This is a genomic window from Noviherbaspirillum suwonense (assembly GCF_900182955.1).
Classification (GTDB): Bacteria; Pseudomonadota; Gammaproteobacteria; order Burkholderiales; family Burkholderiaceae_D; genus Noviherbaspirillum_A; species Noviherbaspirillum_A suwonense.
The window spans coordinates 135,999-157,518 of record NZ_FXUL01000003.1 but is presented as its reverse complement, the minus strand read 5'-3'; the positions used below and the strand labels follow the sequence as shown (position 1 = coordinate 157,518).

Genomic DNA, 21,520 nt, shown 5'->3' with positions numbered 1-21,520 from the left:
GTCAATCCATGCGCACCCGCTGCGCATGGGCATACACCACCTGCCTGTCCTGCCGCACGAAGCCGGCCAGGGTCAGGCCGCCCTGCTCGGCCAGCCGCACCGCCATCGCGGTCGGGGCCGAGATGGCCGCCAGCAGGCGGATGCCGGCGGCGGCGGCCTTGTGCACCATCTCGAAGCTGGCGCGGCTGGTGACGACGGCGAAGCCATCGCGCGGGTCGATGCCGGCATAGGCGAGCGCGCCGATCAGCTTGTCCAGCGCATTGTGGCGGCCGACATCCTCGCGCGCGAGCTGCAGGCGTCCGTCCCAGCCTGCCCAGCCGGCTGCATGGACCGCGCCGGTGGCCTGGTGCAGCACCTGCCTGTCCTTGAGCGCCGACATGGCCGCATGCAGCGCCGGCGCGCTCACGCTGCCGCCGGCCTGCACCGGCGCGATCGGCCGCGCCACCTGGTCCAGGCTCTCGGTGCCGCACAGGCCGCAGCCGGTGCGGCCGGCCAGGCTGCGGCGGCGCAGCTTCAGCGCATGCATCGCGCCGCTGGCGATGGTCATCTGCAGCGCAATGCCCTGCGCCGACTGCTGCACGTCCATGTCGTACAGGTCGGATGCGCCGGCGAGGATGCCTTCGCCCAGGCTGAAGCCGAGCGCGAAGTCTTCCAGGTCCATCGGCGTCGCCAGCAGCACCGCGTGCGATATGCCGTTGTAGACCAGCGCCACCGGCACTTCCTCGACCACGGTCTCGGTGGCCGCCAGGCCGTGGCGCCAGGCGACGACCTGGCAGCTGGCTTCCGGCAGCGTGTCCATCGTTGCGCAGTTCATGCGGCCTCCGTGCGGCTGAGCGTGATGGAAATCGCCTTGGCCGCCGGCACCATGCTTTCCTCGGCGTGATGCCACAGCGGGATCAGCGGATTGCATTCCGGGAAATAGCCGGCGGCGCAGCCCTGCGGCACGTTGTAGGGCGTCACGCGCAGGCCGGCCACGGTACGGTCCACGCCGTCGTCGGCCAGGGTGGCGGCGGTCACCCGGTCGCCTTCGGCGAAGCCGAGGCGCTGGATGTCGCCGGGGTTCATCAGCAACACGCGGCGGGTGCCGTAGACGCCGCGGAAACGGTCGTCGTTGTGATAGATCGTGGTGTTGAACTGGCCGTCGGAGCGCAGCGTGAAGAGCGTCAGCACGTCGGGCCGGCCGGGCATGTCGGGGTTTTCGTCGAGCGAGGCCGGCGCGACGAACGTGGCCTTGCCGGTCGGCGTCTTCCAGATCCGCTGCCTGGCGGCGATCGGGCGGGCAAAGCCGCCGGGCTTCCACATGCGCGCCTCGAAATCATGGAAGATTTCCGGCCAGGTCCTGGCGATCTCGGCGCGTATCAGGCTGTAGTCGCCGACCCAGGTCTGCCAGTCCAGCGCCGGATTCGGCGCCAGCGCGGCCTGCGCAATGCCGGCGACGATGGCCGGTTCCGACAGCAGGCCGGGGCTGGCCGGCTCGACCTGGCCGCGCGATCCATGCATGCAGCCGGTGCTGTCCTCGACCGACACCGCCTGCTCGCCGCTGGCCTGGCGGTCGATCTCGATGCGCCCGAGGCAGGGCAGGATGTAGGCGACCTCGCCGTGCAGCACGTGGCTGCGGTTGAGCTTGGTGGCGATCTGCACCGACAGCCGCAGCCGCCGCCATGCCGGCTCCAGCAGGTCGGTTTCCGGCGCGGCGCGCACGAAGTTGCCGCCCAGGCTGACGAAGGCCCGGACGCTGCCGTCGAGGATGCCGTGGCAGGTATCCACCGTCGCCAGTCCCTTGTCGCGCGGCGCCTTGAAGCCGAACTGCTGCTCCAGCTTGTCCAGCGGCACCAGCTCCGGCTTTTCGCTGATGCCGACCGTGCGCTGTCCCTGCACGTTGGAATGGCCGCGCACCGGGCAGATGCCGGCGCCGGGCTTGCCGATATTGCCCTTCAACAGCAGCAGGTTGGACAGCATCTGCACGTTCTGCACGCCTTTCTTGTGCTGGGTCAGGCCCATGCCGTAGACGCCGATGACGGCCCGCGCATTGGCATAGGCGCCGGCCGCCAGCTCCAGCGCGCCGCGGTCGAGGCCGGACTCGCGTTCGATCGACTCCCAGCTGCAGGCCCGCGCCGCCGCGGCGAATTCCTCGAAGCCATGCGCATGCTGCTCGATGAAGCGGGCGTCGAGCACGCGCGCCCTGCCGTCGCGCAGCGCGGCGTCGTCCCACTCGACCAGGAACTTGCACAGGCCCATCAGCGCCGCGCTGTCGCCGCCGGCCTTCAGCTGCAGGTACTGGGTGCTGATGCCGGTCTCGTCCGCGGTCAGCATCTGCGCCGGGTCCTGCGGATTGGTGAAGCTGACCAGGCCGCGCTCGCGCAGCGGGTTGAAGGTGATGACCGGCACCCCGCGCTTGCGGGCTTCCTGAAGCTGGTGCAGCATGCGGGGGCTGTTGGTGCCGACGTTCTGGCCGAAGAAGAAGATGCAGTCGGTCGTCTCGAAATCGTCCAGCGCCACCGTGCCGATCGGCACGCCTATCGTCTCCGGCAGCGCCACCGAGGTGCTTTCGTGGCACATGTTGGAGCTGTCGGGCAGGTTGTTGCAACCGTACATTCGGGCAAGGAGCTGGAACATGTAGGCGGTTTCCAGCGACGCGCGGCCCGAGGTGTAGAACACCGACGACTTCGGCGCCAGCTTCTTCAGTTCCGCGCCGATCTCGTCAAACGCCTGCTTCCACGTCACTTCCAGGTACTTGTCGCTGGCCGCGTCCCAGCGCAGCGGTGCGGTCAGCCTGCCTTCCGCCTCCAGCGCGTGGTCGGTCCAGGATTCCAGCTCGGTCGCGGTGTGGCGCTGGAAAAAGCCGGGGTCGACCCGCTTGCTGGTGATTTCCCAGGCGGTGGCCTGGGCGCCGTTGGAACAGAATTCGGCCGGATGCGGATGCGCCGGCTTGGCCCAGGCGCAGCTGACGCAGGCGAAGCCGTCGGGCTTGTTCTGCTTCATCAGCACGCGGCCGCCCTGCAGCAGCACCTTTTCCTGCGCCAGGATCTTGGTCACCGCCTTGACCGATCCCCATCCGCCGGCGGGCTGATGGGCCGATTCGAACTTTTCTTCCTTGCTCATGACAACTGTCTCCCGACACGATGGACGCCCTGCCCGGCGCCGGCGCCGGCAAGGCACGGTTTGTGGAATGCTGCGAAATTTCCCCGGCTAGGCGGACGCCTGCGCCGCCGGCTTGCGCCACAGCCGGTTCATCAGCGGCTTGACGCTGGTGCCATGGAGCAGGATGGACAGCGTGATCACCACCAGCGTCAGCTGGATCAGTTCGCGCGCCAGCCCGGTCGGCAGGCCATGCTGTATCGCATAGCTCAGGTAATAGATGGAGCCGATGCCGCGCACGCCGAACCAGCCCGAGATGCCGCGTATCCGCATCGACGTATTGGTGCCGATCAGGCCGATGAAGACGCTGACGGGCCGGGCCACCAGGAACAGGAACAGCGCAAAGCCGACCGAACTCCAGGTCCAGTATTCCCGCACCATCATGCCGCCCAGCAGCAGCACCAGCATCAGCTCGGAGAGCCGCTCCAGGTGCTCCTTGAACACCAGCGCCTCGACGCTGACGATCTGCGGCGGCGCTTCCTCGCCCTCGGGCGCGGGCGCCAGCGCGGCGATGTGCGCATCCTCCCCTTCGAGCTTTTCCTTCGAGACGCCGGCCTTGCTGGCCAGCCGCATTTCGGCCTGCCGCAGCGCGACGCCGGCGAAGAAGACGGCCAGGAAGCCCCAGGTGCTGACATAGACGGCGAAACCGTAGACCACGCCGATCAGGCCGAGGCCGACCAGGTCGTCCAGCACCTCGTGTTTTTCCGTCATGCCGCGCAGCCGCCAGCCGATATTGGCGATCAGCACGCCGCCGGCGACGCCGATGGCGATCGCGCCGACGGTTGCCCAGACCACGTCGACCAGCATCCAGCGCCAGCCGAACTCGCCCAGTTCATGCAGGCCCAGCATGCCCAGGCCCAGCATCACGAAGGGAAATGCGGTGCCGTCGTTCATGCCGGCCTCGCAGGTCAGCGTGAAGCGCAGCCTGTCGTTGTCGCCGGGATGGCGGGTCTGAACGTCGGTGGCGAGGACCGGGTCGGTCGGCGCCAGCACCGCGCCCAGCAGGATGCCGGCGCCCAGCGGTATGCCGAGGACGAAGTAGGCGAAACCGGCGATCATCGCGACCGTGATGGTCATCGACACCCAGGCCAGCCGGACCGGCGCGCGCCACTTGGCCCATGTCAGGGGCACCGGCATTTTCACGCCGGCGGAAAACAGCGAGATCAGCACCGCGATCTCGGTCAGCACTTCCAGCAGGCCGGATTGTTTCAGCGGGTCGAAGTAGAAAACGTTGAGCAGGGTCGGGCCGAGCAGGATGCCGGCTGCCAGATAGATGATGGCCGATGTGAACGGAAGCCGCTTCAGGGAAGTGGCTGTCAGTCCGCGCGTCAGCATCAATATGCCGACCAGCAGAAACCATAGTGCATTCGTCATTGCCGCAATTCATCTCGTGTGTAAGGCAATGTGACTCTGCAATGGCGGCTTGGTTGCAGAATAGACAAAACCAGCGCACCGCTTAACGTTTCTGTTGATTGTCCTCAACAGGCAGCGGGCACACCGACCGGACTTTCAGATGCAGTGCGGCCTTGACCAGCAGATGCGCGCTGACCGGGGTGCTGATGAAAAGAAATAGCGTGATCAGCAGTTCATGCAAACTGGGCTCGCCGCGTGCGGCGAAATACAGCATGGACGCGACCAGCATGCCGCCCACGCCGAGCGTGGACGCCTTCGACGGCCCGTGCAGCCGGGTGTAGAAGTCCGGCAGACGCGCCAGGCCCCAGGAGCCGAGCAGCGCAAACAGCGCGCCGCCCACCAGGAAAAAGGAAACCAGCGCTTCGATCAGCGTCGCCATGTCGCTCTCCTCACTCGATGATGTCGCCGCGCAGCAGGTACTTGGCGAGCATGGCGGTGCCGACGAAACCCACCATCGCCATCAGCAGCGCGATCTCGAAATACGCGCGGCTGTTCTGCTGTATGCCGAACAGCACCAGCAGCGCCATCGCATTGATGTACAGGGTGTCGAGGGCCACGATGCGGTCCGGCAGGTCCGGCCCGCGCAGCAGCCGGTAGAGGTTGAGCAGCAGCGCGGCGGCAAGCAGCGCCGACGCGATCCAGATGGCGGTGTTCAGCATGCGAATATCTCCTTGAGCGGCAGTTCATAGCGTTGCCTGATGTCGGCGATCAGGGCGGCTTCGTCGTCGACATCGAGCGCATGGACCAGCAGCCAGCGCCTGTCCTCGCTGATGCTGGAGGACACCGTGCCCGGCGTCAGCGTGATGATGCAGGCCAGCGTGAACACCGCGTACGGCTCGCGCAAGTCGACCGGCACCCGGACGAAGCCGGGACGCAGCGCCGCGCGCGGCCCGAGGATGAGCCGGGCGACGGCCAGGTTGGCGACGACGATGTCCCACAGCACGGTCAGCAGCAGGCGCAGCGCCAGCAGCGGCCGGCGCAGCGGCACCCGGCGGCCCAGCAGGCGCGAGGACAGCAGCGGAATGCTCCAGCCGAGGAAGGCGCCCAGCAGCACGTGCGCCGGGGCCAGCGTGCTGTTGAGCATCAGCCACACCGCCAGCAGCGTCGCCGACGCGTAGGGGTAAGGCAGCCATCTTGCGGTCTTCATCGGCGCTCTCCGTTTGCGGCGGCGGCGGGATGCTGCAGCACGCTGTCGATGTAGCCGGCGGGCTGCAGCAACTGGCTTGCGGTTGCCGCCGCGTAGTCGGCCGCCGGTCCTGCCGCCGCGGTCAGCGCGACGATGCAGCCCATCAGCAGCAGCGCCGGCAGCGCGTCGGCCGCCAGCACTTTCGCCGGCTGCCAGGCGGGCATGGGCATGGGCGCGGACGCCGGTTCTGCGGTATCCGTGTGCCAGAACACCAGGCTGCCGGCGCGCGCCATGGCGACCAGGGCCAGGAATGCATTGCCCAGCACCACCGCCCAGACCAGCGCCGCGGCGTCATGCGCCTGCGCCGCCTGCAGCAGCAGGACCTTGCCGAGGAATCCCGACAGCGGCGGCAAACCGACGACCGCGATGGCCGTGGTGAAAAACAGCGCGCCCAGCAGCTTCGGGGGCGTGGGCGCGGCGCCGCGCGCAATGCTGTCGCCGTCGATGCGGCGGCGGCGTATCAGGTCGACCAGCAGGAACAGCAGGCTGATCACCAGCGTGCTGTGCAGCAGGTAATACAGCGCCGCGGCGATGCCGGCAGCCGAGAACATGCCGACGCCGGCGCAGATGATGCCGACCGAGGCGATGTTCAGGTAGCCGGCCATGGTGCGCAGGCTGCGCCCGGCGAGCACGCCGAACGTGGCAATCGCCACGGTCATCAGCGCCGCCGGCAGCAGCCATGCCTCGACGACGCCGGCGGCCACGCCCGACGCCGGTCCGAAGACCAGCGTGGCCACCCGCAGGATCGCGTAGACGCCGACCTTGGTCATGATCGCGAACAGCGCGGCGACCGGCGCTTCGGCGGCGCTGTAGGCGCGCGGCAGCCAGAAATACAGCGGGAACAGCGCCGCCTTGGTCGCGAACACCAGCAGCAGCAGCAAGGCTCCGGCGCGGATCAGCGCGCCGTCCGCGGCCGGGGCGGCAGCCACCTTCTGCGCCATGTCGGCAAAGTTCAGCGTGCCGGTCACCGCGTACAGCAGGCTGGCGCCGACCAGGAACAGGAAGGAGCCGGTGAAGTTGATGGCGACATAGTGCAGGCCGGGCAGCAGCTGGCCGTTTTTGCCGCCATGCAGCAGCAGGCAGTAGGACGCGATCAGCAGCACTTCGAAGAAGACGAACAGGTTGAACAAGTCGCCGGTCAGGAAAGCGCCGTTGATGCCCATCAGCTGGAACAGGAACAGCGCGTGGAAGTGGCTGCCCTCGGCGTCCCGCCCGCGCATTGCATGCAGCAGGCTGCAGGCGGCGATGACGGATGTCAGCAGCAGCATCATCGCCGACAGCCGGTCCAGCACCAACACGATGCCGAACGGCGCCGGCCAGTCGCCCAGCGCATAGACCTGGTGGCCGCCCTGGGCCGCCAGCATGACGAGCCAGGCGGCGAGCGCCGCCAGCGCGGCGCAGACGGCGCCGGCGGCAAGGCGCTGCCAGCGCAGCGACGGGCGCAGCAGCAACAGCAGCGCCGCAGCCAGCGCCGGCAGCACGACCGGCGCGATCACCAGGTGGTTCATTGGGACGCCTCGCCGTCGACATGGTCGCTGCCGTGCGCATGCCGCGCGCGCAGCGCCAGCACGACGACGAACGCGGTCATGCCGAAGCCGATCACCAGCGCGGTCAGCACCAGCGCCTGCGGCAGCGGGTCGGCATAGCCGGCGGCGCCGGCGGCAATCAGCGGCGGGGCGCCGGGCGTCAGCCTGCCCATCACGAAGATGAAGAGGTTGACCGCGTACGAGATGAGCGTGAGCCCCAGCACCATCGTGAAGGTATGGGCCTGCAGCAGCAGGTAGACGCCGCCTGCCGTCAGCAGGCCGATTGCGCCAGCGATCAGCAGTTCCATGGTCAGGTCTCCTTGTCGGTTTCAGGGCGGGCGGCGACGGTCGCCCGGCCCAGGCTGGACAGCACCAGCAGCACGACGCCGACCACGGTCAGGTAGACGCCGAGGTCGAAGGCCATGGCGCTGGCCAGCGGCAGGTCGCCGATGACGGGCAGATTGGGATGGCCGTGCGCGCTGGTCAGGAACGGCCTGGCGAACAGCCAGCTGGCGATGCCGGTCAGGCCGGCGATGAACACGCCGGCGCCGATCACCGGCGCGAATGCCAGCTGCATGCGGGCGCCTGCCCAGCCGATGCCGTTGGCGATGTAGAGCAGGATCAGCGCGATGCCGGTCACCAGGCCGGCGACGAAGCCGCCGCCGGGCAGGTTGTGGCCGCGCATGAAGATGAATACCGCCACCATCAGCGCCAGCGGCAGCAGCAGGCTGGTCAGCACCGACAGCATCAGCGGATGCAGGTCGGGCGACCAGGGCCTGCCGTCCTGGTCGGCGGCGCGGCGCGCCGACAGCGGCTTGCCCATCATCGCCGCGATGCCGAGCGCGGCGATGGCCAGCACGATGATTTCGCCGAAGGTGTCGTAGCCGCGGAAGTCGACCAGGATGACATTGACCACGTTGGCGCCGCCGCCGCCCGGCATGCTGTTGGCGAGGTAGAAGTCCGACAGCGACCGGAACGGCCTGGTCAGCACCGCGTAGGCCAGCGCCGCCATGCCGCCGCCCGCCGCCAGCGCGATCGCCGCCCGGCCCAGCGTGCGGCCGCGGCGGGAGCTGGGCTCGGCCGGGCTGTGCTGCGGCAGCCAGTGCAGGGCCAGCAGCAGCAGCACGATGGTGACGACTTCCACCGTGACCTGGGTCAGGCCGAGGTCGGGCGCTCCCAGCCAGGCGAACACCAGCGTCGGCACCAGGCCGACGGCGCTGACCATGATGAGCGCCACCAGCCGCTGCCGGTGCAGCGCCACCGCGGCGGCGATGCAGACCGCCAGGATCAGCCAGATCACCAGCGCCATGCCGTTGACCGGGGTGCGCGGCCGGTCGCCGCTGCTCCAGCCGAGATGCAGGAAGGGCCAGGCGGCCAGCACCAGCGCGGCGATCACCAGCCAGCCCAGATAGCGCTGCAGCGAATTGTTCTCCAGCCCGGCGGTGAGCCGGCCCGAAAAGCCGAGCAGGCGGCCCAGTCCCTTGTGATAAAGCCAATGGCCATTGAACAGGGTGGGCAGGTGGCGGTGCAGGTCGTACGTGCGCTGCAGGAAATAATAGGCAAACAGGCCGCCGGCCAGCGCGATGCCGCTCATCGCCAGCGGCAGGTTGAAGCCGTGCCAGATCGCCAGCGAATACGGCGGCACCGGCGCCCCGTTGACCGTGGCGTCGACCGCCGCCGCCAGCAGCGGCGCGACGGTGTGCTCGGGGAAGATGCCGACCGCCAGGCAGACGGCGACCAGCAGTTCGACCGGGATGCGCATCCAGTGCGGCGGTTCGTGCGGCGTTTTCGTCAGCCCCTGCGGCTCGCCGTTGAAGAACACGTCGTCGATGAAACGCACGCTGTAGGCCACGCTGAACACGCTGGCCAGCGTGACCGCCACCGGCAGCAGCAGGCCCCACTGCGCGCGCCCGGCGAACTGCACGGTCTCGGCCAGGAACATCTCCTTGGACAGGAAGCCGTTGAGCAGCGGCACGCCGGCCATCGCGCCGGCCGCCACCATCGCCAGCATGCCGGTATAGGGCATCGTTTTCCACAGGCCGTTCAGCTTGCGCATGTCGCGGGTGCCGGCTTCGTGGTCGATGATGCCGGCGGCCATGAACAGCGACGCCTTGAAGGTCGCGTGATTGATGATGTGGAACACGGCGGCCACCACCGACAGCTTCGTCTGCAGCCCGAACAGCAGCGTGATCAGGCCCAGGTGGCTGATGGTGGAATACGCGAGCAGGCCTTTCAGGTCATGTTTCCATAGCGCCGCATAGGCGCCGAAGGCGAAGGTGACGAATCCGGTGGTGGTGACGATATAGAACCAGGCGTCGGTGCCGGACAGCACCGGGTAGAAACGGGCCAGCAGGAAGATGCCGGCCTTGACCATGGTGGCCGAATGCAGGTACGCGCTGACCGGGGTCGGCGCGGCCATCGCATGCGGCAGCCAGAAGTGAAACGGAAACTGCGCCGACTTGGTGAACGCGCCCAGCAGGATCAGCACCATCAGGGGCAGGTACAGCGGGCTGGCCCGCACCTGCTCCGCATTGGCGAAAATCTCGGTCAGCTCGAAGCTGCCGGCCGCCTGGCCCAGCAGCACCATGCCGGCCAGCAGGCTCAGGCCGCCGGCCCCGGTGACCGCCAGCGCCATCCGCGCGCCCTCCCTCGCGTCCGAGCGGTGATGCCAGAAGGCGATCAGCAGGAAGGACGTCAGCGAGGTCAGCTCCCAGAACACCACCAGCAGCAGCACGTTCTCCGACAGCACCACGCCCAGCATCGCGCCGGCGAACAGCAGCAGGTAGGCAAAGAAGCGGCCTATCGGGTCGTCGTCCGACAGGTAGTACGCGGCATACAGCACCACCAGCAGGCCGATGCCCAGGATCAGCAGGCAGAACAGCAGCCCCAGGCCGTCAAGCCGGAACGAGAGGTTGATGCCGGCCTGCGGCAGCCACTGCCAGGCGGCGCGCAGCGTCTCGCCGGCCAGCACGCGCGGCGCCTGCGACAGCAGCAGCGCCAGCGCGGCCGCCAGCACCGCGCCCGCGCTCCATGCGCTCGCATTGCGGCCGCTGCGCATGGCCAGCACCGGCAGCCAGGCCGCGAGGAACGGGATGAGAACGATCAGGGGAAAGGTCAATGACTGCAAGCTCCGGTGGTCTTCTATCGGGTTGACCCGGCATGGCCGGGGACGGGATGGCGTGGCCGCCGGGCGCTGCAAACCGCAGGCTGGCGTGGGAACTGCATGGCGAAGGGCAGCGCCATGTTAGCGGATAGGACCGGTCGGCGCCAGCGCAGCGCGGCCAGCCGCGGTTGAAAATGACTTCCGTTTTTCCTGCCGGTCGGTGCGGCTCCATGCGGCGGCGCAGGCAGGCGCAGCCGCCTTTCGCATCGGCCCGGCGGCGGCCAGGAAAGCCGGGCGCCAGGCGCCGGATGTCGCCCGGCAACCTTGCCCGCCCTTGCCGTGCGGCTGCATCCGCGGATGGCCGCGGCCCGCGCTTATCGCAGGCCGCGGCGCCCGTTCCCGCTCAGCGCCGCCGCGCGCTATTGTCCATGCCCGGCATGGTGTTCATGCCCTTCCATCGCGTCCGCGCCATGGTCCGCGAGCTGGGCGTCGAACCACTGGTGCAGCACCGGCACCAGCGCCGGGTTTGAGGTGGCGTACCTGATCTGGGCGCCGTTCGCCAGTTCGCGGTACTGGATGGAAATCTCGCCCGGCTTCGCCTGCCGCAGTTCCGCCAGGCCAGGCATGTCGGCGCCATGGATCTTCGCCGGCGCGCCGAAGTCGCCCTGCTCGAAACGCCCGGCGATCTCGCGCAGGTGGCTGCGCACCTGCCGCAGCTGCCTGCCGTCCTTGTGATTTTTCACCATGACCTGCTGCAGGCCGCCGTTGCGGCTCTTGGTGAATACATGGCTGCTCGCCGCCAGGTCGAAGGGCATGACCTCGGCGCCGCGGGCAGCGACTTCCGCCTGCCTTTGCTGGGCCTGCGCCGGCATTGCGGCAATGGCGGCCAGGCAGAACGCGGACAGGGCGACGAACGATGATTTTTTTTGCATCTCGATCCCGCAGGACGGCATGAGGAAGAAGTGGGTATCTAGCGCCGCCCGGCGGCGGCGCGCAGTTCGGCTCAGTTCGGTTCAGTTCAGTTCAGTTCAAGTCAGTTGACCGGAATGCGCTGGGCCGCCGGCGGCGGGTCCAGGCGCGACAGGGTGTCGAAATCGTCGATCCAGCCCTGCACTTCCTTCTCGAAATGCTGCTTCTGCTCCGGCGTGCTGATATTGAAGATGCCCGCCACCATGCGCATCTGGGCGGCGCGGTATTTCTCGAAGTAATTCTGGTATTCGGGATGATTGTAGTGATCCATCGCGCCAGATACATACTGGCGGATCATGCCGACCGCGGCTTCCCGCGTCGGTTTCTCGGCTTCGATCCGCTGCAGCATGCGGATCATTTCCGCCTGGCGCTGCATGCGGTCGGCCAGCACCAGCTCGTCGTCCAGCGGACGGGCGTCCGACAGCAGGCGGATCTGGCGCTCCTGCTCGGTGGAGAAATTGCCGAACCATATCTTGGCCTGCTTCATCGAGCGCTTGAAACGCTCGCGTTGCCGCTGTGCAAGGTCGCCGCGCAGGTGTTCCTTCCGGAAAGTCTCGTTATTGTCGGCAAACTTCCGCTCGATGCTGGCAATCTGTTCCGGCCTCAGCGCCAGCGCCAGGTCGGCCGCCACCGGCGCGGCACGGTCGGTGATGACCAGCACGCGGCGGCGGATATCTTCATAGTCCTGCACCAGTTCGGCCTCGCTGACCGGCTTCTGCACCCGTTTTTTCGCCTGTGCCAGCAAGGGCAGGTATTCTGGCAACTGAGTGCGGCGGTGCCAGGCGAAAAGACCGGCCAATTCCTTTTTTACCCACGGTTTTTGATCGGCATCGAAACCGATGTAGCCATTCAGCCAAAAATAGGAAACTGTTTCCCCGTTGTTATAGCCCAGACGTGCCATGCTGCAGCCCGACAGGAAAACGACAAGCAGTCCAATAAGCAACCGTACAGCGGCCGTTTGTGCGAATTTGCAAGGAGTTCGCATGTTAAAATTTTGCATCATTTCAACTAATCACTTATGAATATCGTCATTCTTGCGGCAGGAATGGGAAAGCGCATGCAGTCCGCGCTACCCAAGGTCCTGCACCCGTTGGCCGGCAAACCGCTTCTTTCCCACGTGATCGATACCGCCCGCGCACTGTCGCCGAGTTCGATCTGCGTCATCTACGGACATGGGGGAGACATGGTGCCCCAGAAGCTGCAGTCTGACAATCTCGCATTTGCCCGCCAGGAACCCCAGCTCGGCACCGGCCACGCGGTCATGCAGGCGCTTCCGCAACTGCGCGACGACGTCCCGACACTGGTCCTGTACGGCGATGTGCCGCTGACCCGGGTCGGGTCGCTGCAACGCCTGTTGGACACTGCCGGCGACGACAAGTTGTCGATACTAACGGTCGACATGGACGACCCGACCGGTTACGGCCGTATCGTACGCGACCAGGACCGGATCGTCCGCATTGTCGAGCAGAAAGACGCGACGGCCGACGAGCGGGCCATCACCGAGGTCAATACCGGCATCATGGTGGCGCCGACCGCGCGGCTGCGCGAATGGCTGTCGACGCTGTCGAACGACAATGCGCAGGGCGAGTATTACCTGACCGACATCGTCGCGCGCGCCGTGGCCGACGACGTGCCGGTGGTCTCGGCGCAGCCCGGCGCGGTGTGGGAAACGCTGGGCGTGAACAGCAAGGTGCAGCTGGCCGAGCTGGAACGCATCCACCAGCGCAACCTCGCTTACCAGTTGCTGGAACAGGGCGTGACCCTGGCCGATCCGGCCCGCATCGACATCCGCGGCAGCCTGGTCTGCGGCCGGGACGTGACCATCGACGTCGGCTGCGTGTTCGAGGGCGACGTGACGCTGGCCGACGGCGTGACCGTCGGCGCGAACTGCGTGCTGCGCAACGCCCGCGTTGCCGAGGGCGCAGTCATCAAGCCGTTCTGCCATATAGAAGACGCGGTGATCGGCGCGAAGTCGATGATCGGGCCGTACGCCCGGCTGCGGCCCGGCACCGAGCTGGGCGAGGATGTCCATATCGGCAACTTCGTCGAGGTCAAGAACAGCCAGATCGCGGCGCACAGCAAGGCCAACCACCTGGCCTATGTCGGCGACAGCACGGTCGGCTCGCGCGTCAACATCGGCGCCGGCACCATCACCTGCAACTACGACGGCGTCAACAAGTTTCGCACCGTGATCGAGGACGACGTCTTCATCGGCAGCGACACCCAGCTGGTGGCGCCGGTGACGGTCGGCCGCGGCGCGACGCTCGGGGCGGGCACCACGCTGACGGCCAATGCGCCGGCCGGCAAGCTGACCGTGTCGCGCACCCGGCAGACCACGATAGATGGCTGGAAACGGCCCACCAAACAACCCAAATAGGAAGACCACCATGTGCGGCATCGTCGGCGCGGTTGCGCAGCGTAATATTGTCCCCATCCTGCTCGAAGGCCTGAAGCGGCTCGAATACCGGGGTTACGACTCCTGCGGCGTGGCCGTGAACAACAATGGCCTGAAGCGCGCGCGCAGCGTGGCACGCGTGGCCGAACTGCAGGAGCAGGTCGCCAGGACCGAATTCGAAGGCAACACCGGCATCGCCCACACCCGCTGGGCGACGCATGGCGCGCCGGCCACCAACAATGCGCACCCGCATTTCTCGACCAAGGATGGCGAGCAGCGCATCGGCCTGGTCCACAACGGCATCATCGAGAACTACGAGGAAATCCGCACCGAGTTGAAGGCGCTGGGCTATGTGTTCGAGTCGCAGACCGACACCGAGGCCATTGCCCACCTGGTCAACCACATGTACGACGGCGACCTGCTGCGCACGGTGCAGAAAGTGGTCAAGCGCCTGCATGGCGCATTCGCCATCGCGGTGTTCGCCAAGGACGAGCCGCAGCGCATCGTTGGCGCCCGCCTCGGCTGCCCGCTGATCGTCGGCCTGGGCGACGGCGAGAATTTCCTGGCGTCGGACGCGATGGCGCTGGCCGGCAGCACCGACCAGATCGTCTACCTGGAAGAAGGCGACGTGGTGGACGTGCGGCTGGACGGCGTGCAGATCTACGACAAGCTGGACCTGCCGGTCGAGCGCCGGGCGCAGACGGTGCAGGCGTATTCGGGCGCGATCGAACTCGGCCCCTACCGCCACTACATGCAGAAGGAAATCTTCGAGCAGCCGCGCGCGATTTCCGACACGCTCGAAGGCGTACTGGGCTTCACGCCCGAACTGTTCGGCCCGAAAGCCGAAGCGGTGTTCAACGATATCGACAGCGTGCTGATCCTGGCCTGCGGCACCAGCTACTATTCCGGCATGACCGCGCGCTACTGGCTGGAGTCGCTGGCCGGCCTGCCGACCAGCGTCGAGATCGCCAGCGAGTACCGCTACCGCAAGCCTGCCGTCAACCCGAACACGCTGGTGGTGGTGATCTCCCAGTCCGGCGAAACCGCCGACACGCTGGCCGCGCTCAAGTATGCGCAGGAGCTGGGCCACAAGCATTCGCTGGCGATCTGCAACGTCGGCACCTCGGCGATGGTGCGCGAAACCGAACTGTCCTACCTGACCCGCGCCGGCGCCGAGATCGGCGTGGCCTCGACCAAGGCCTTCACCACCCAGCTGACCGCGCTGTTCCTGCTGACGGCGACGCTGGCCAAGATGCGCGGCCGCATGGACGCCGAAGCCGAGGCCTTCCACCTGAAGAACCTGCGCCACCTGCCCAATGCGCTGCAAAGCGTGCTGGCGCTGGAGCCGCACATCATCGCCTGGTCGGAAGCCTTTGCGCGCAAGGAGCATGCGCTGTTCCTGGGCCGCGGCCTGCATTACCCGATCGCGCTCGAAGGCGCGCTGAAGCTCAAGGAAATTTCCTACATCCACGCCGAAGCCTACCCTGCCGGCGAACTCAAGCACGGCCCGCTGGCGCTGGTGACCGAGGACATGCCGGTGGTGACGGTCGCGCCGAACGACACGCTGATCGAAAAGCTGAAGTCCAACATGCAGGAAGTGCGGGCCCGCGGCGGCCAGCTGTACGTCTTCGCCGACGGCGACTCGCAGATGCATTCGAGCGAAGGCATCCACGTGATCCGCCTGCCGGAACACTACGGCCTGCTGTCGCCCATCCTGCACGTGGTGACGCTGCAGCTGCTGGCGTACCACACCGCGCTGGCGCGCGGGACGGACGTGGACAAGCCGCGGAACCTGGCGAAGTCGGTGACGGTGGAGTAAATCCGGGGCGGCATCCGTGCCCGGCTTTGATTGACTAAAGTTATGGCGAATTTCTTGGGAAAAAACTACGATTCGCCTATTATTAGATGTAATGGAGAATTTGACCAAAAATCTGGAATTATGGTGAATATCCAATTGAGTTTCCAGAAGGTTATTTAGGTTAGGTTCAGGTCAAGTAACGCATCGGTAACTATCAGTGCCTACTAGTGAGATTTCGCTTGGACGAAGACATGCTCTGAAAGATGCCGCAATGCCAGCAAAATATCTACAAAGCAATCCTCCCCAGTATGACTTGCCTAAAAGTTAATAAAGCCAGCAACCAAGTGCACGCTTGAGAAGCCGAGGACTGCATTTCTGCATTAAAAGTTTGCGGCACGAAGCTTTATCCGCATTACGCATTCGATTCCGATATGCAACTATGCCCTGTGCTGACTGAAATGTTTGTTGTGTTGGGTACCCCAAATGACCCATGGGATACTTCGACCTGATTTGGGTTATCAAAAGTCTGGATACAGTTACAACAGCCTATAAAATGTGCAGACTGAATTAGAGGGAGCCATATGCTCCCCGAGTAACATTAATAGCTGGGGCTTGGCTGATCACGGATCGACGATACAAAGCAAATGCAATACACGTATCGCCTTACTATCTTTTAATGCTGCAGTCCATCCTGTTGGTTTCATTATAATCAAAGCCAAGCTTTTGAAAGCAAAGAAGCCTCGCTAGGACATATGTTCTGCATGCCCTCTCAAACACCATGTATAGCCTGAACGTCTGCAATGCAGCGAAAGCGGACAGTTGCGGTAGTCCTTTCATTAAGCCGCTCATTAAACGAGGATAAGGACTTTAATTTGACAGTTGAATGCAACAACACTAGCTAGAAGTATCCATTCGTTGCCTCTAGGCATATAAGTGTTCTACGCTCCGCTATAATGCCTGCCAAAAATGCAGTATGACTATGCCAGTTGACAGACCCCAGACAAAAAGCCAGCCATGGCCCGAAAAGCGCACAGGAGACGATAGTTGTTCGAGATAAGATTCCTTTCAGGGAATAAATTTAAAATCGAAGAAGCTTCGACAATTTTGAAGCGCGTATCGGTATCAGTAATTCCAATTAATGAAAAAATAGAGGAACTACAAACAGCGGATACGCATAATTTGGTAAAGGACAAGGCATTAAAGGCATTTCAGTTGATTGGTAGGCCGCTCTTCGTAGAACACACAGGTCTCTATCTGAGTCATATGAATGGACTACCGGGCGGCCTCACTCAAATTTTTTGGGATACTCTGCAAGCAGAACGATTCACCCAACTTTTTGGGTCAGCCGCAGACAATAGCGTCATCGCGAAAACATTAATTGGCTTTGTTGATGGCAGAAAATTTGAGTTTTTTGAAGGAAGTATAAAAGGAAGCGTGCCAGTCGCGCCACGAGGCAATAGAGATTTCCAATGGGATTGCGTCTTCGTTCCAGATGGGTATGCTCAAACATTTGCGGAAATGGGGGATCAGAAAAATGAGATATCAATGCGACGCCGTGCCTTGGATCAATTTAGTGAATATCTTGAAAACAGAGGGAAGGTGTAAGCATGCAAGAACTTGTTGAGGCAATAAGAAACCGAAAGGCGATTCTGTTCGCGGGTGCAGGGCTGTCTATGAATCTCGGCCTCCCTTCGTATGGTTCATTAATTTCTAGGTTAGCGCAAGAATTAGATTTTGATCCTCAACTATTTCAGTTGTCTGGCGATTACCTTTCACTCGCCGAGTATTACTATCAGGTTAAAGGTAAACTAGGACCTCTTAGAAGCTGGATGGATACGACTTGGCATGCCAACTCTATCGATATCTCCAAATCTTTTTTGCATCGTGCAATTGTTGAGTTAAAGTTCCCCTCTATATACACTACAAACTATGATCGCTGGATCGAACGCGCATTTGAGCACTGGAACGTGCCATTCAGTAAGATAACAAACGTGTCTGACATCGCCCTAGCAAAAGAGGATAGAACCCAAATAATTAAATTTCACGGGGACTTTGACGACGACGATTCCATTGTTCTCACCGAATCCAGCTATTTTGATCGTATGAGTTTTGAGTCTCCTCTTGATATTAAGCTTCGGGGAGATGTGCTCGGAAAATCGGTCCTATTCTTAGGGTACAGTCTCTCTGATATTAATATGCGCTATTTGCTATATAGGCTTCATAAACAGTGGGAGCTTGAGGGTTTTCAGAAAGCGCGGCCGAAATCGTACATATTTCTTACTAGGCCAAATATTGTCCAAGAAGGAATTCTGCGCTCTCGTGGTATAGTGCCTATTGTCGCAGAATCAGATAACCCAATGGATTCGGTCAAAACCTTTTTATTGGATCTGCTCAAGGAAGCATATGGAAAGACAATAGAAGAGCCTTAACTTTTATCCAAATGGAAAACCGATCATCAATTCAGCAATTGAGTATTAGGACGGTTAACTAAATATTGCTTAGTTTGCCGGCAGAAATAGTTTTTTTTAAAAACTAATATCAATTTAGGCATAGCCATAATTCATCATCTTTCGAATTAAGAAACAATCTAGCGGCTCGCTATGCCATAAATTTATTCATCTTGATAGAATTATCTTTTATCCTTACTTTAATCCTTGCTGATTTGTAATGCCAAAGGGAATATGAACAGACGGTACAACTTTAGAAGCTGCCTCTAGGTGACCTGACTGATCGTCAAAGAAAATGTGGGGACGCAGCACGGCAAGTACCCTTCGTTTCTCAATGCCACCCAGGAAGAATGCGTCATTAGCCATGACGCCCCAACTCTTTAACGTATTCAATGCACGCTCATGGGAAGGTGCATTGCGAGCTGTAACTATAGACACTCTAAGGCGATTTTTGTATGAGGGGTCAGCTTTTTTCCGGCGTTCTTCTTCAGATTGAATTTTTGATACTTGAACCAGGAACTGTTGAAGTGGACCGGGATTGTGAGGTTGCATTACGTTTGTAACTTCATGTGCATGGAACTGTTTTAAATCCTTTGTTTCCTGAAAAACAGTTTCCGATTCGTCGTCGGCCAACACACCATCAAAGTCAAACGCGATCCGCAGTTCCTCATCATCTTCATCATCTATAACGGATGAATTCATTACATGCCCTGCAGGAAATTTAAGGCCTATTGCTGCTTCAACGTCATCCATACTTCCAGACAAAAAAAGTGATATGTTAAGCGCGGGAATATATTTATATGGAGCTAGCCCTTGCATAAAGATCGCCCTTGTCATTCCCAAACCGTAATATTCAATAGATTTCATTACTCGAAGTCCAGTGTCGGGGTCATTCTTAGACAAGAGCACTACTTCAACAAGGGGGTTGTTCGTGGAATCGATGGAAAGGTCATTTAAAGACAGTAATCGCTTAATGAAAGAAAATGCAATTCCTTTAGGGAGTGGGTTATTGAGATTTTGTTCTTGGAATCTTCGATAATTTTCCTCACCTTCACGTTTGAATACTTCGTCTGATTCAGATAGATCAAACATGGCACTCGACGCAACTCCTATAACTAAGCGGTTATCAAGATCATATGGCATAAGTTGGATTTGGTAAGCTAGATGAAAAAATAAAATGCAGATGGTTTTGCTGGAATAATTCTAAGCTATATTACACGGAAATGCCCAGTTTATTTTTGAAGTGAGCGAAGCTTAATTTTACCTATGAAGTAATAATATGGGCGTATTGCCGGACCGGCAATGTTGCAACCGTATATGAGTCAGTTTATGAAATGAAAGGCTCGCGTCGATAACTGCGTCTAGTCGACTAAATGAGTAAAAGATTGCAAAATTTTAGTAATACAATTCGATCTTACTTATGCTGCTGCTACGGCACCACAGGTTGTAGCACTTGCCGGTTTGCTTAATATCCTCCTAATATTTATAAATGGGTGGAAAATAAGATCGCTAATATATACTGATAATGGATTTCTTTAGGTGCTGCAGTTAAGGTTGTTGAAAAATTTTCAAGAATAGGATAAAGCTATGAAGATGAAACACCGTCGAAAGCAGTGGTACCAGAATCGGAATTCAGATGTACGACCTATCAAGTTGTATCATCAAAAGGTATCGTCAGCATTGTTTGCGGCGTTGCTAGAGGAAGATCGGTACTGTTTATTGCTTGCCGGGCATATTCATGATGAACTCAATTGGCTGCAGCGCATGGCCTTCATCTCTACTCGCCAACAAAACTTAGGGTCATCAGTGGAACGAGGCGGAAAAATGATGCAAACGACAATGCTGGTACGTCTACTTCTTGGAAAACTGTGGGAATTCAACGAAGTTTTTTCACCACAAAATGCGCATTTACGTGCCTTTGTTGTTAAATACTACAAACCAGAAGAGAAAGATGCTGGATCAAATAAAGTTCGTGAAATTTTAGCTGCATTCGAATCACAAGAGTGGCTTAGATCCGCACGTAACAAGCACTTTTTGCATTATCCAAAATTTGGGGATATAAAGGACGCTCTTAACGATGCCAACATGGAGTGGCATTTCGAGTCATTTCACGGAAAGAATTCTGTTAATACTTTTTACCCAACGGCTGACGTGTTAGCCAACTACTCGTGGTTTAGACGTGTAAACGTAGAAAAACCAACAAGTGGCTTTGAAGATGCTGTTGATGCCTTGATCGGGCTTACGCGACTGACCTTAGACGCTCTTGAAGTATCTATTGCGCACTTCATTGATGTGAACCTAGTCCAGTTCCGCGATAGTAAAGAAATTACCCTTTCTGGTCCTCCCCTTCGGAGCCTGCGATTGCCGTATTTAGTGGCAATATAAATTCTGTCGGCATCATTCTTTGGTCCGCTTTCAGTCTTTTGTGAATTTGGGGCTGATGCCTTGTCATTTAGACAAAAGTGGCTGTTAAGCTGCTTTAAGGGCGCATCGCTTTAAATCTCAGGCCGGAATTTTGATATCTCACGTCTTGCAACGTACGTTCGTACAACGAGAATAGCGCTAAATGCCGCTCTTCTGCACCACCCCAAATAGCATCCACTTCACGGCAATGCCTCGTTAAAGCATCATCTAATGCAACTATTAGAGTCCGTTCAGCTATTCCATTTCTCCTGAAGGGAGTGTCTACAAACATTTGAAATAATTCACAGACTCCATCGAAGAAACGCACATATCTAAATGCTACAACTCTTTCATCTATAAACGCTACGTAGAAAACATGATCTAGAGCCGAATTGGTAGTTAAATCTTCCAAATGTTGATGTCGTCTGACCAAGTCAACTTCAAGGGCGAAAAATTCATCGGGCGTCATTGCTCTAATCATATAAATCTCCATCTATGTAATTTTTATATTAACTGATTGTTTCTGGTGCAATCTTGACACTTGGAATAGACTAATGATGTGACGTTTTTATATTCACATAATTAGGGCGAGATATTCCGCATTTTTCTCCAAAAATTGCATGCGCATTACGCTCCCAATCGCAACAAAAAATGCATTATGCTTATTTAGATTAGCTATGTGATTTCGTCATTTTTTCAACTTAACGCCTTAGATAAGCAATAGCTGCTTCCAGAAGGTGTGTGCTGTCATGAAACTTGCCAAGGCCGGTATTGCAATTCGTGCAAAGTAGCCCTCTTATTTTCCCGTTAGGATCGTTGTGATCATGGTCAACTGCCGGATATCTACGGATACCTTCCAATGTCCAATGCGGGGTCTGACATATCATGCATTTCCAGTTTTGTGCTTCACCCATCACAAGATAATCTTTGAATGAAATGTTTATATTGAGCTTTTTCCAATTGGCCTTTCGTTGCGATTTTTCTTTACATCCTAAGCAGACAGCCGCTTTTGACTTTGGAATTTTTAAATTCGGATCAAACCTTGCTATTGGCTCGACCAAATTGCATTTGCTGCAATGACGGTTCATTTTCTCACCTAGAGAAAGTTAAAGTTTAATTAGGTATTATTTAATTTATGAAGA

The 21,520-nt window shown here is 60.1% G+C and carries 19 protein-coding genes; 5 read left to right on the top strand and 14 right to left on the bottom strand.

The genetic code is table 11. The annotated features are described in order from the left end of the window. Position 1 precedes the first annotated feature (1 nt). From fdhD to QOL82_RS06255, 11 genes are all read right to left on the bottom strand, one after another. Entirely contained in the window at positions 2-814 is an 813-nt protein-coding gene (fdhD, locus tag QOL82_RS06305; protein WP_283441404.1) for a formate dehydrogenase accessory sulfurtransferase FdhD, read from the bottom strand. Further along, the gene (locus QOL82_RS06300; protein WP_283441403.1) at positions 811-3,102 is read right to left on the bottom strand and encodes an FdhF/YdeP family oxidoreductase; all 2,292 of its coding nucleotides are present in this window, start codon (positions 3,100-3,102) and stop codon (positions 811-813) included. The genes fdhD and QOL82_RS06300 overlap by 4 nt, the downstream gene beginning before the upstream one ends. 87 nt (positions 3,103-3,189) lie before the next feature. Then, entirely contained in the window at positions 3,190-4,512 is a 1,323-nt protein-coding gene (locus tag QOL82_RS06295) for a cation:proton antiporter (protein ID WP_283441402.1), read from the bottom strand. A gap of 82 nt (positions 4,513-4,594) precedes the next feature. After that, positions 4,595-4,930, bottom strand: a complete 336-nt coding sequence (locus QOL82_RS06290) for a Na+/H+ antiporter subunit G (RefSeq protein ID WP_283441401.1) — start codon at positions 4,928-4,930, stop codon at positions 4,595-4,597. A 10-nt stretch (positions 4,931-4,940) separates the two neighbouring features. Further along, positions 4,941-5,210, bottom strand: coding sequence for a K+/H+ antiporter subunit F (locus tag QOL82_RS06285; protein WP_283441400.1), 270 nt, complete (start codon positions 5,208-5,210; stop codon positions 4,941-4,943). Continuing rightward, positions 5,204-5,698 (bottom strand): Na+/H+ antiporter subunit E, encoded by a 495-nt coding sequence (locus tag QOL82_RS06280; RefSeq protein WP_283441399.1) that lies wholly within the window; start codon positions 5,696-5,698, stop codon positions 5,204-5,206. Before QOL82_RS06280 ends, QOL82_RS06285 begins: the two co-directional genes overlap by 7 nt. Beyond that, the gene (locus tag QOL82_RS06275; RefSeq protein ID WP_283441398.1) at positions 5,695-7,245 is read right to left on the bottom strand and encodes a monovalent cation/H+ antiporter subunit D; all 1,551 of its coding nucleotides are present in this window, start codon (positions 7,243-7,245) and stop codon (positions 5,695-5,697) included. Before QOL82_RS06275 ends, QOL82_RS06280 begins: the two co-directional genes overlap by 4 nt. Beyond that, on the bottom strand, positions 7,242-7,571 hold the full coding sequence (locus QOL82_RS06270) for a Na+/H+ antiporter subunit C (RefSeq protein WP_283441397.1): 330 nt from the start codon (positions 7,569-7,571) through the stop codon (positions 7,242-7,244). Before QOL82_RS06270 ends, QOL82_RS06275 begins: the two co-directional genes overlap by 4 nt. A 2-nt stretch (positions 7,572-7,573) precedes the next feature. Further along, positions 7,574-10,381, bottom strand: coding sequence for a monovalent cation/H+ antiporter subunit A (locus tag QOL82_RS06265; protein WP_283441396.1), 2,808 nt, complete (start codon positions 10,379-10,381; stop codon positions 7,574-7,576). Between the two features lie 404 nt (positions 10,382-10,785). Next, positions 10,786-11,298: an aspartate carbamoyltransferase gene (locus QOL82_RS06260; RefSeq protein WP_283441395.1), complete on the bottom strand. Its 513-nt coding sequence runs from the start codon at positions 11,296-11,298 to the stop codon at positions 10,786-10,788. Between the two features lie 101 nt (positions 11,299-11,399). Continuing rightward, the gene (locus QOL82_RS06255; RefSeq protein WP_283441394.1) at positions 11,400-12,236 is read right to left on the bottom strand and encodes a DUF6279 family lipoprotein; all 837 of its coding nucleotides are present in this window, start codon (positions 12,234-12,236) and stop codon (positions 11,400-11,402) included. 117 nt (positions 12,237-12,353) lie between these two features. Between QOL82_RS06255 and glmU the strand changes: the two genes are divergently transcribed. The 4 genes from glmU to QOL82_RS06235 all read left to right on the top strand — a co-directional run bounded on the left by glmU (position 12,354) and on the right by QOL82_RS06235 (position 17,957). Continuing rightward, the gene (glmU, locus tag QOL82_RS06250) at positions 12,354-13,712 is read left to right on the top strand and encodes a bifunctional UDP-N-acetylglucosamine diphosphorylase/glucosamine-1-phosphate N-acetyltransferase GlmU (protein WP_283441393.1); all 1,359 of its coding nucleotides are present in this window, start codon (positions 12,354-12,356) and stop codon (positions 13,710-13,712) included. 10 nt (positions 13,713-13,722) lie between these two features. Next, positions 13,723-15,549: a glutamine--fructose-6-phosphate transaminase (isomerizing) gene (glmS, locus tag QOL82_RS06245; RefSeq protein WP_283441392.1), complete on the top strand. Its 1,827-nt coding sequence runs from the start codon at positions 13,723-13,725 to the stop codon at positions 15,547-15,549. 1,023 nt (positions 15,550-16,572) lie between these two features. After that, positions 16,573-17,133, top strand: a complete 561-nt coding sequence (locus QOL82_RS06240) for a non-canonical purine NTP pyrophosphatase (RefSeq protein WP_283441391.1) — start codon at positions 16,573-16,575, stop codon at positions 17,131-17,133. Positions 17,134-17,135: 2 nt separating this feature from the next. Then, entirely contained in the window at positions 17,136-17,957 is an 822-nt protein-coding gene (locus QOL82_RS06235) for an SIR2 family protein (RefSeq protein WP_283441390.1), read from the top strand. A 213-nt stretch (positions 17,958-18,170) separates the two neighbouring features. On the opposite strand, the gene QOL82_RS06230 is transcribed toward QOL82_RS06235, so the two are convergent. After that, positions 18,171-19,118, bottom strand: coding sequence for a 5'-nucleotidase (locus QOL82_RS06230; protein WP_283441389.1), 948 nt, complete (start codon positions 19,116-19,118; stop codon positions 18,171-18,173). A 444-nt stretch (positions 19,119-19,562) separates the two neighbouring features. On the opposite strand from QOL82_RS06230, the gene QOL82_RS06225 reads away from it, so the two are divergent. Beyond that, a complete protein-coding gene (locus QOL82_RS06225) occupies positions 19,563-20,360 on the top strand; it encodes a hypothetical protein (RefSeq protein ID WP_283441388.1) in 798 nt (265 codons plus the stop codon). Between the two features lie 94 nt (positions 20,361-20,454). On the opposite strand, the gene QOL82_RS06220 is transcribed toward QOL82_RS06225, so the two are convergent. Both QOL82_RS06220 and QOL82_RS06215 read right to left on the bottom strand, forming a co-directional pair. After that, entirely contained in the window at positions 20,455-20,859 is a 405-nt protein-coding gene (locus QOL82_RS06220; protein ID WP_283441387.1) for a GNAT family N-acetyltransferase, read from the bottom strand. Between the two features lie 220 nt (positions 20,860-21,079). After that, positions 21,080-21,466: an endonuclease VII domain-containing protein gene (locus tag QOL82_RS06215; RefSeq protein ID WP_283441386.1), complete on the bottom strand. Its 387-nt coding sequence runs from the start codon at positions 21,464-21,466 to the stop codon at positions 21,080-21,082. Positions 21,467-21,520 lie beyond the last annotated feature (54 nt).

Coding starts and splice junctions, on each gene's coding strand:
- fdhD (WP_283441404.1), bottom strand. CDS start 814: ATGAACTGCGCAACGATGGACACGCTGCCGGAAGCCAGCTGCCAGGTC.
- QOL82_RS06300 (WP_283441403.1), bottom strand. CDS start 3,102: ATGAGCAAGGAAGAAAAGTTCGAATCGGCCCATCAGCCCGCCGGCGGA.
- QOL82_RS06295 (WP_283441402.1), bottom strand. CDS start 4,512: ATGACGAATGCACTATGGTTTCTGCTGGTCGGCATATTGATGCTGACG.
- QOL82_RS06290 (WP_283441401.1), bottom strand. CDS start 4,930: ATGGCGACGCTGATCGAAGCGCTGGTTTCCTTTTTCCTGGTGGGCGGC.
- QOL82_RS06285 (WP_283441400.1), bottom strand. CDS start 5,210: ATGCTGAACACCGCCATCTGGATCGCGTCGGCGCTGCTTGCCGCCGCG.
- QOL82_RS06280 (WP_283441399.1), bottom strand. CDS start 5,698: ATGAAGACCGCAAGATGGCTGCCTTACCCCTACGCGTCGGCGACGCTG.
- QOL82_RS06275 (WP_283441398.1), bottom strand. CDS start 7,245: ATGAACCACCTGGTGATCGCGCCGGTCGTGCTGCCGGCGCTGGCTGCG.
- QOL82_RS06270 (WP_283441397.1), bottom strand. CDS start 7,571: ATGGAACTGCTGATCGCTGGCGCAATCGGCCTGCTGACGGCAGGCGGC.
- QOL82_RS06260 (WP_283441395.1), bottom strand. CDS start 11,298: ATGCAAAAAAAATCATCGTTCGTCGCCCTGTCCGCGTTCTGCCTGGCC.
- QOL82_RS06255 (WP_283441394.1), bottom strand. CDS start 12,236: ATGGCACGTCTGGGCTATAACAACGGGGAAACAGTTTCCTATTTTTGG.
- glmU (WP_283441393.1), top strand. CDS start 12,354: ATGAATATCGTCATTCTTGCGGCAGGAATGGGAAAGCGCATGCAGTCC.
- glmS (WP_283441392.1), top strand. CDS start 13,723: ATGTGCGGCATCGTCGGCGCGGTTGCGCAGCGTAATATTGTCCCCATC.
- QOL82_RS06235 (WP_283441390.1), top strand. CDS start 17,136: ATGCAAGAACTTGTTGAGGCAATAAGAAACCGAAAGGCGATTCTGTTC.
- QOL82_RS06230 (WP_283441389.1), bottom strand. CDS start 19,118: ATGCCATATGATCTTGATAACCGCTTAGTTATAGGAGTTGCGTCGAGT.
- QOL82_RS06225 (WP_283441388.1), top strand. CDS start 19,563: ATGAAGATGAAACACCGTCGAAAGCAGTGGTACCAGAATCGGAATTCA.
- QOL82_RS06220 (WP_283441387.1), bottom strand. CDS start 20,859: ATGATTAGAGCAATGACGCCCGATGAATTTTTCGCCCTTGAAGTTGAC.
- QOL82_RS06215 (WP_283441386.1), bottom strand. CDS start 21,466: ATGAACCGTCATTGCAGCAAATGCAATTTGGTCGAGCCAATAGCAAGG.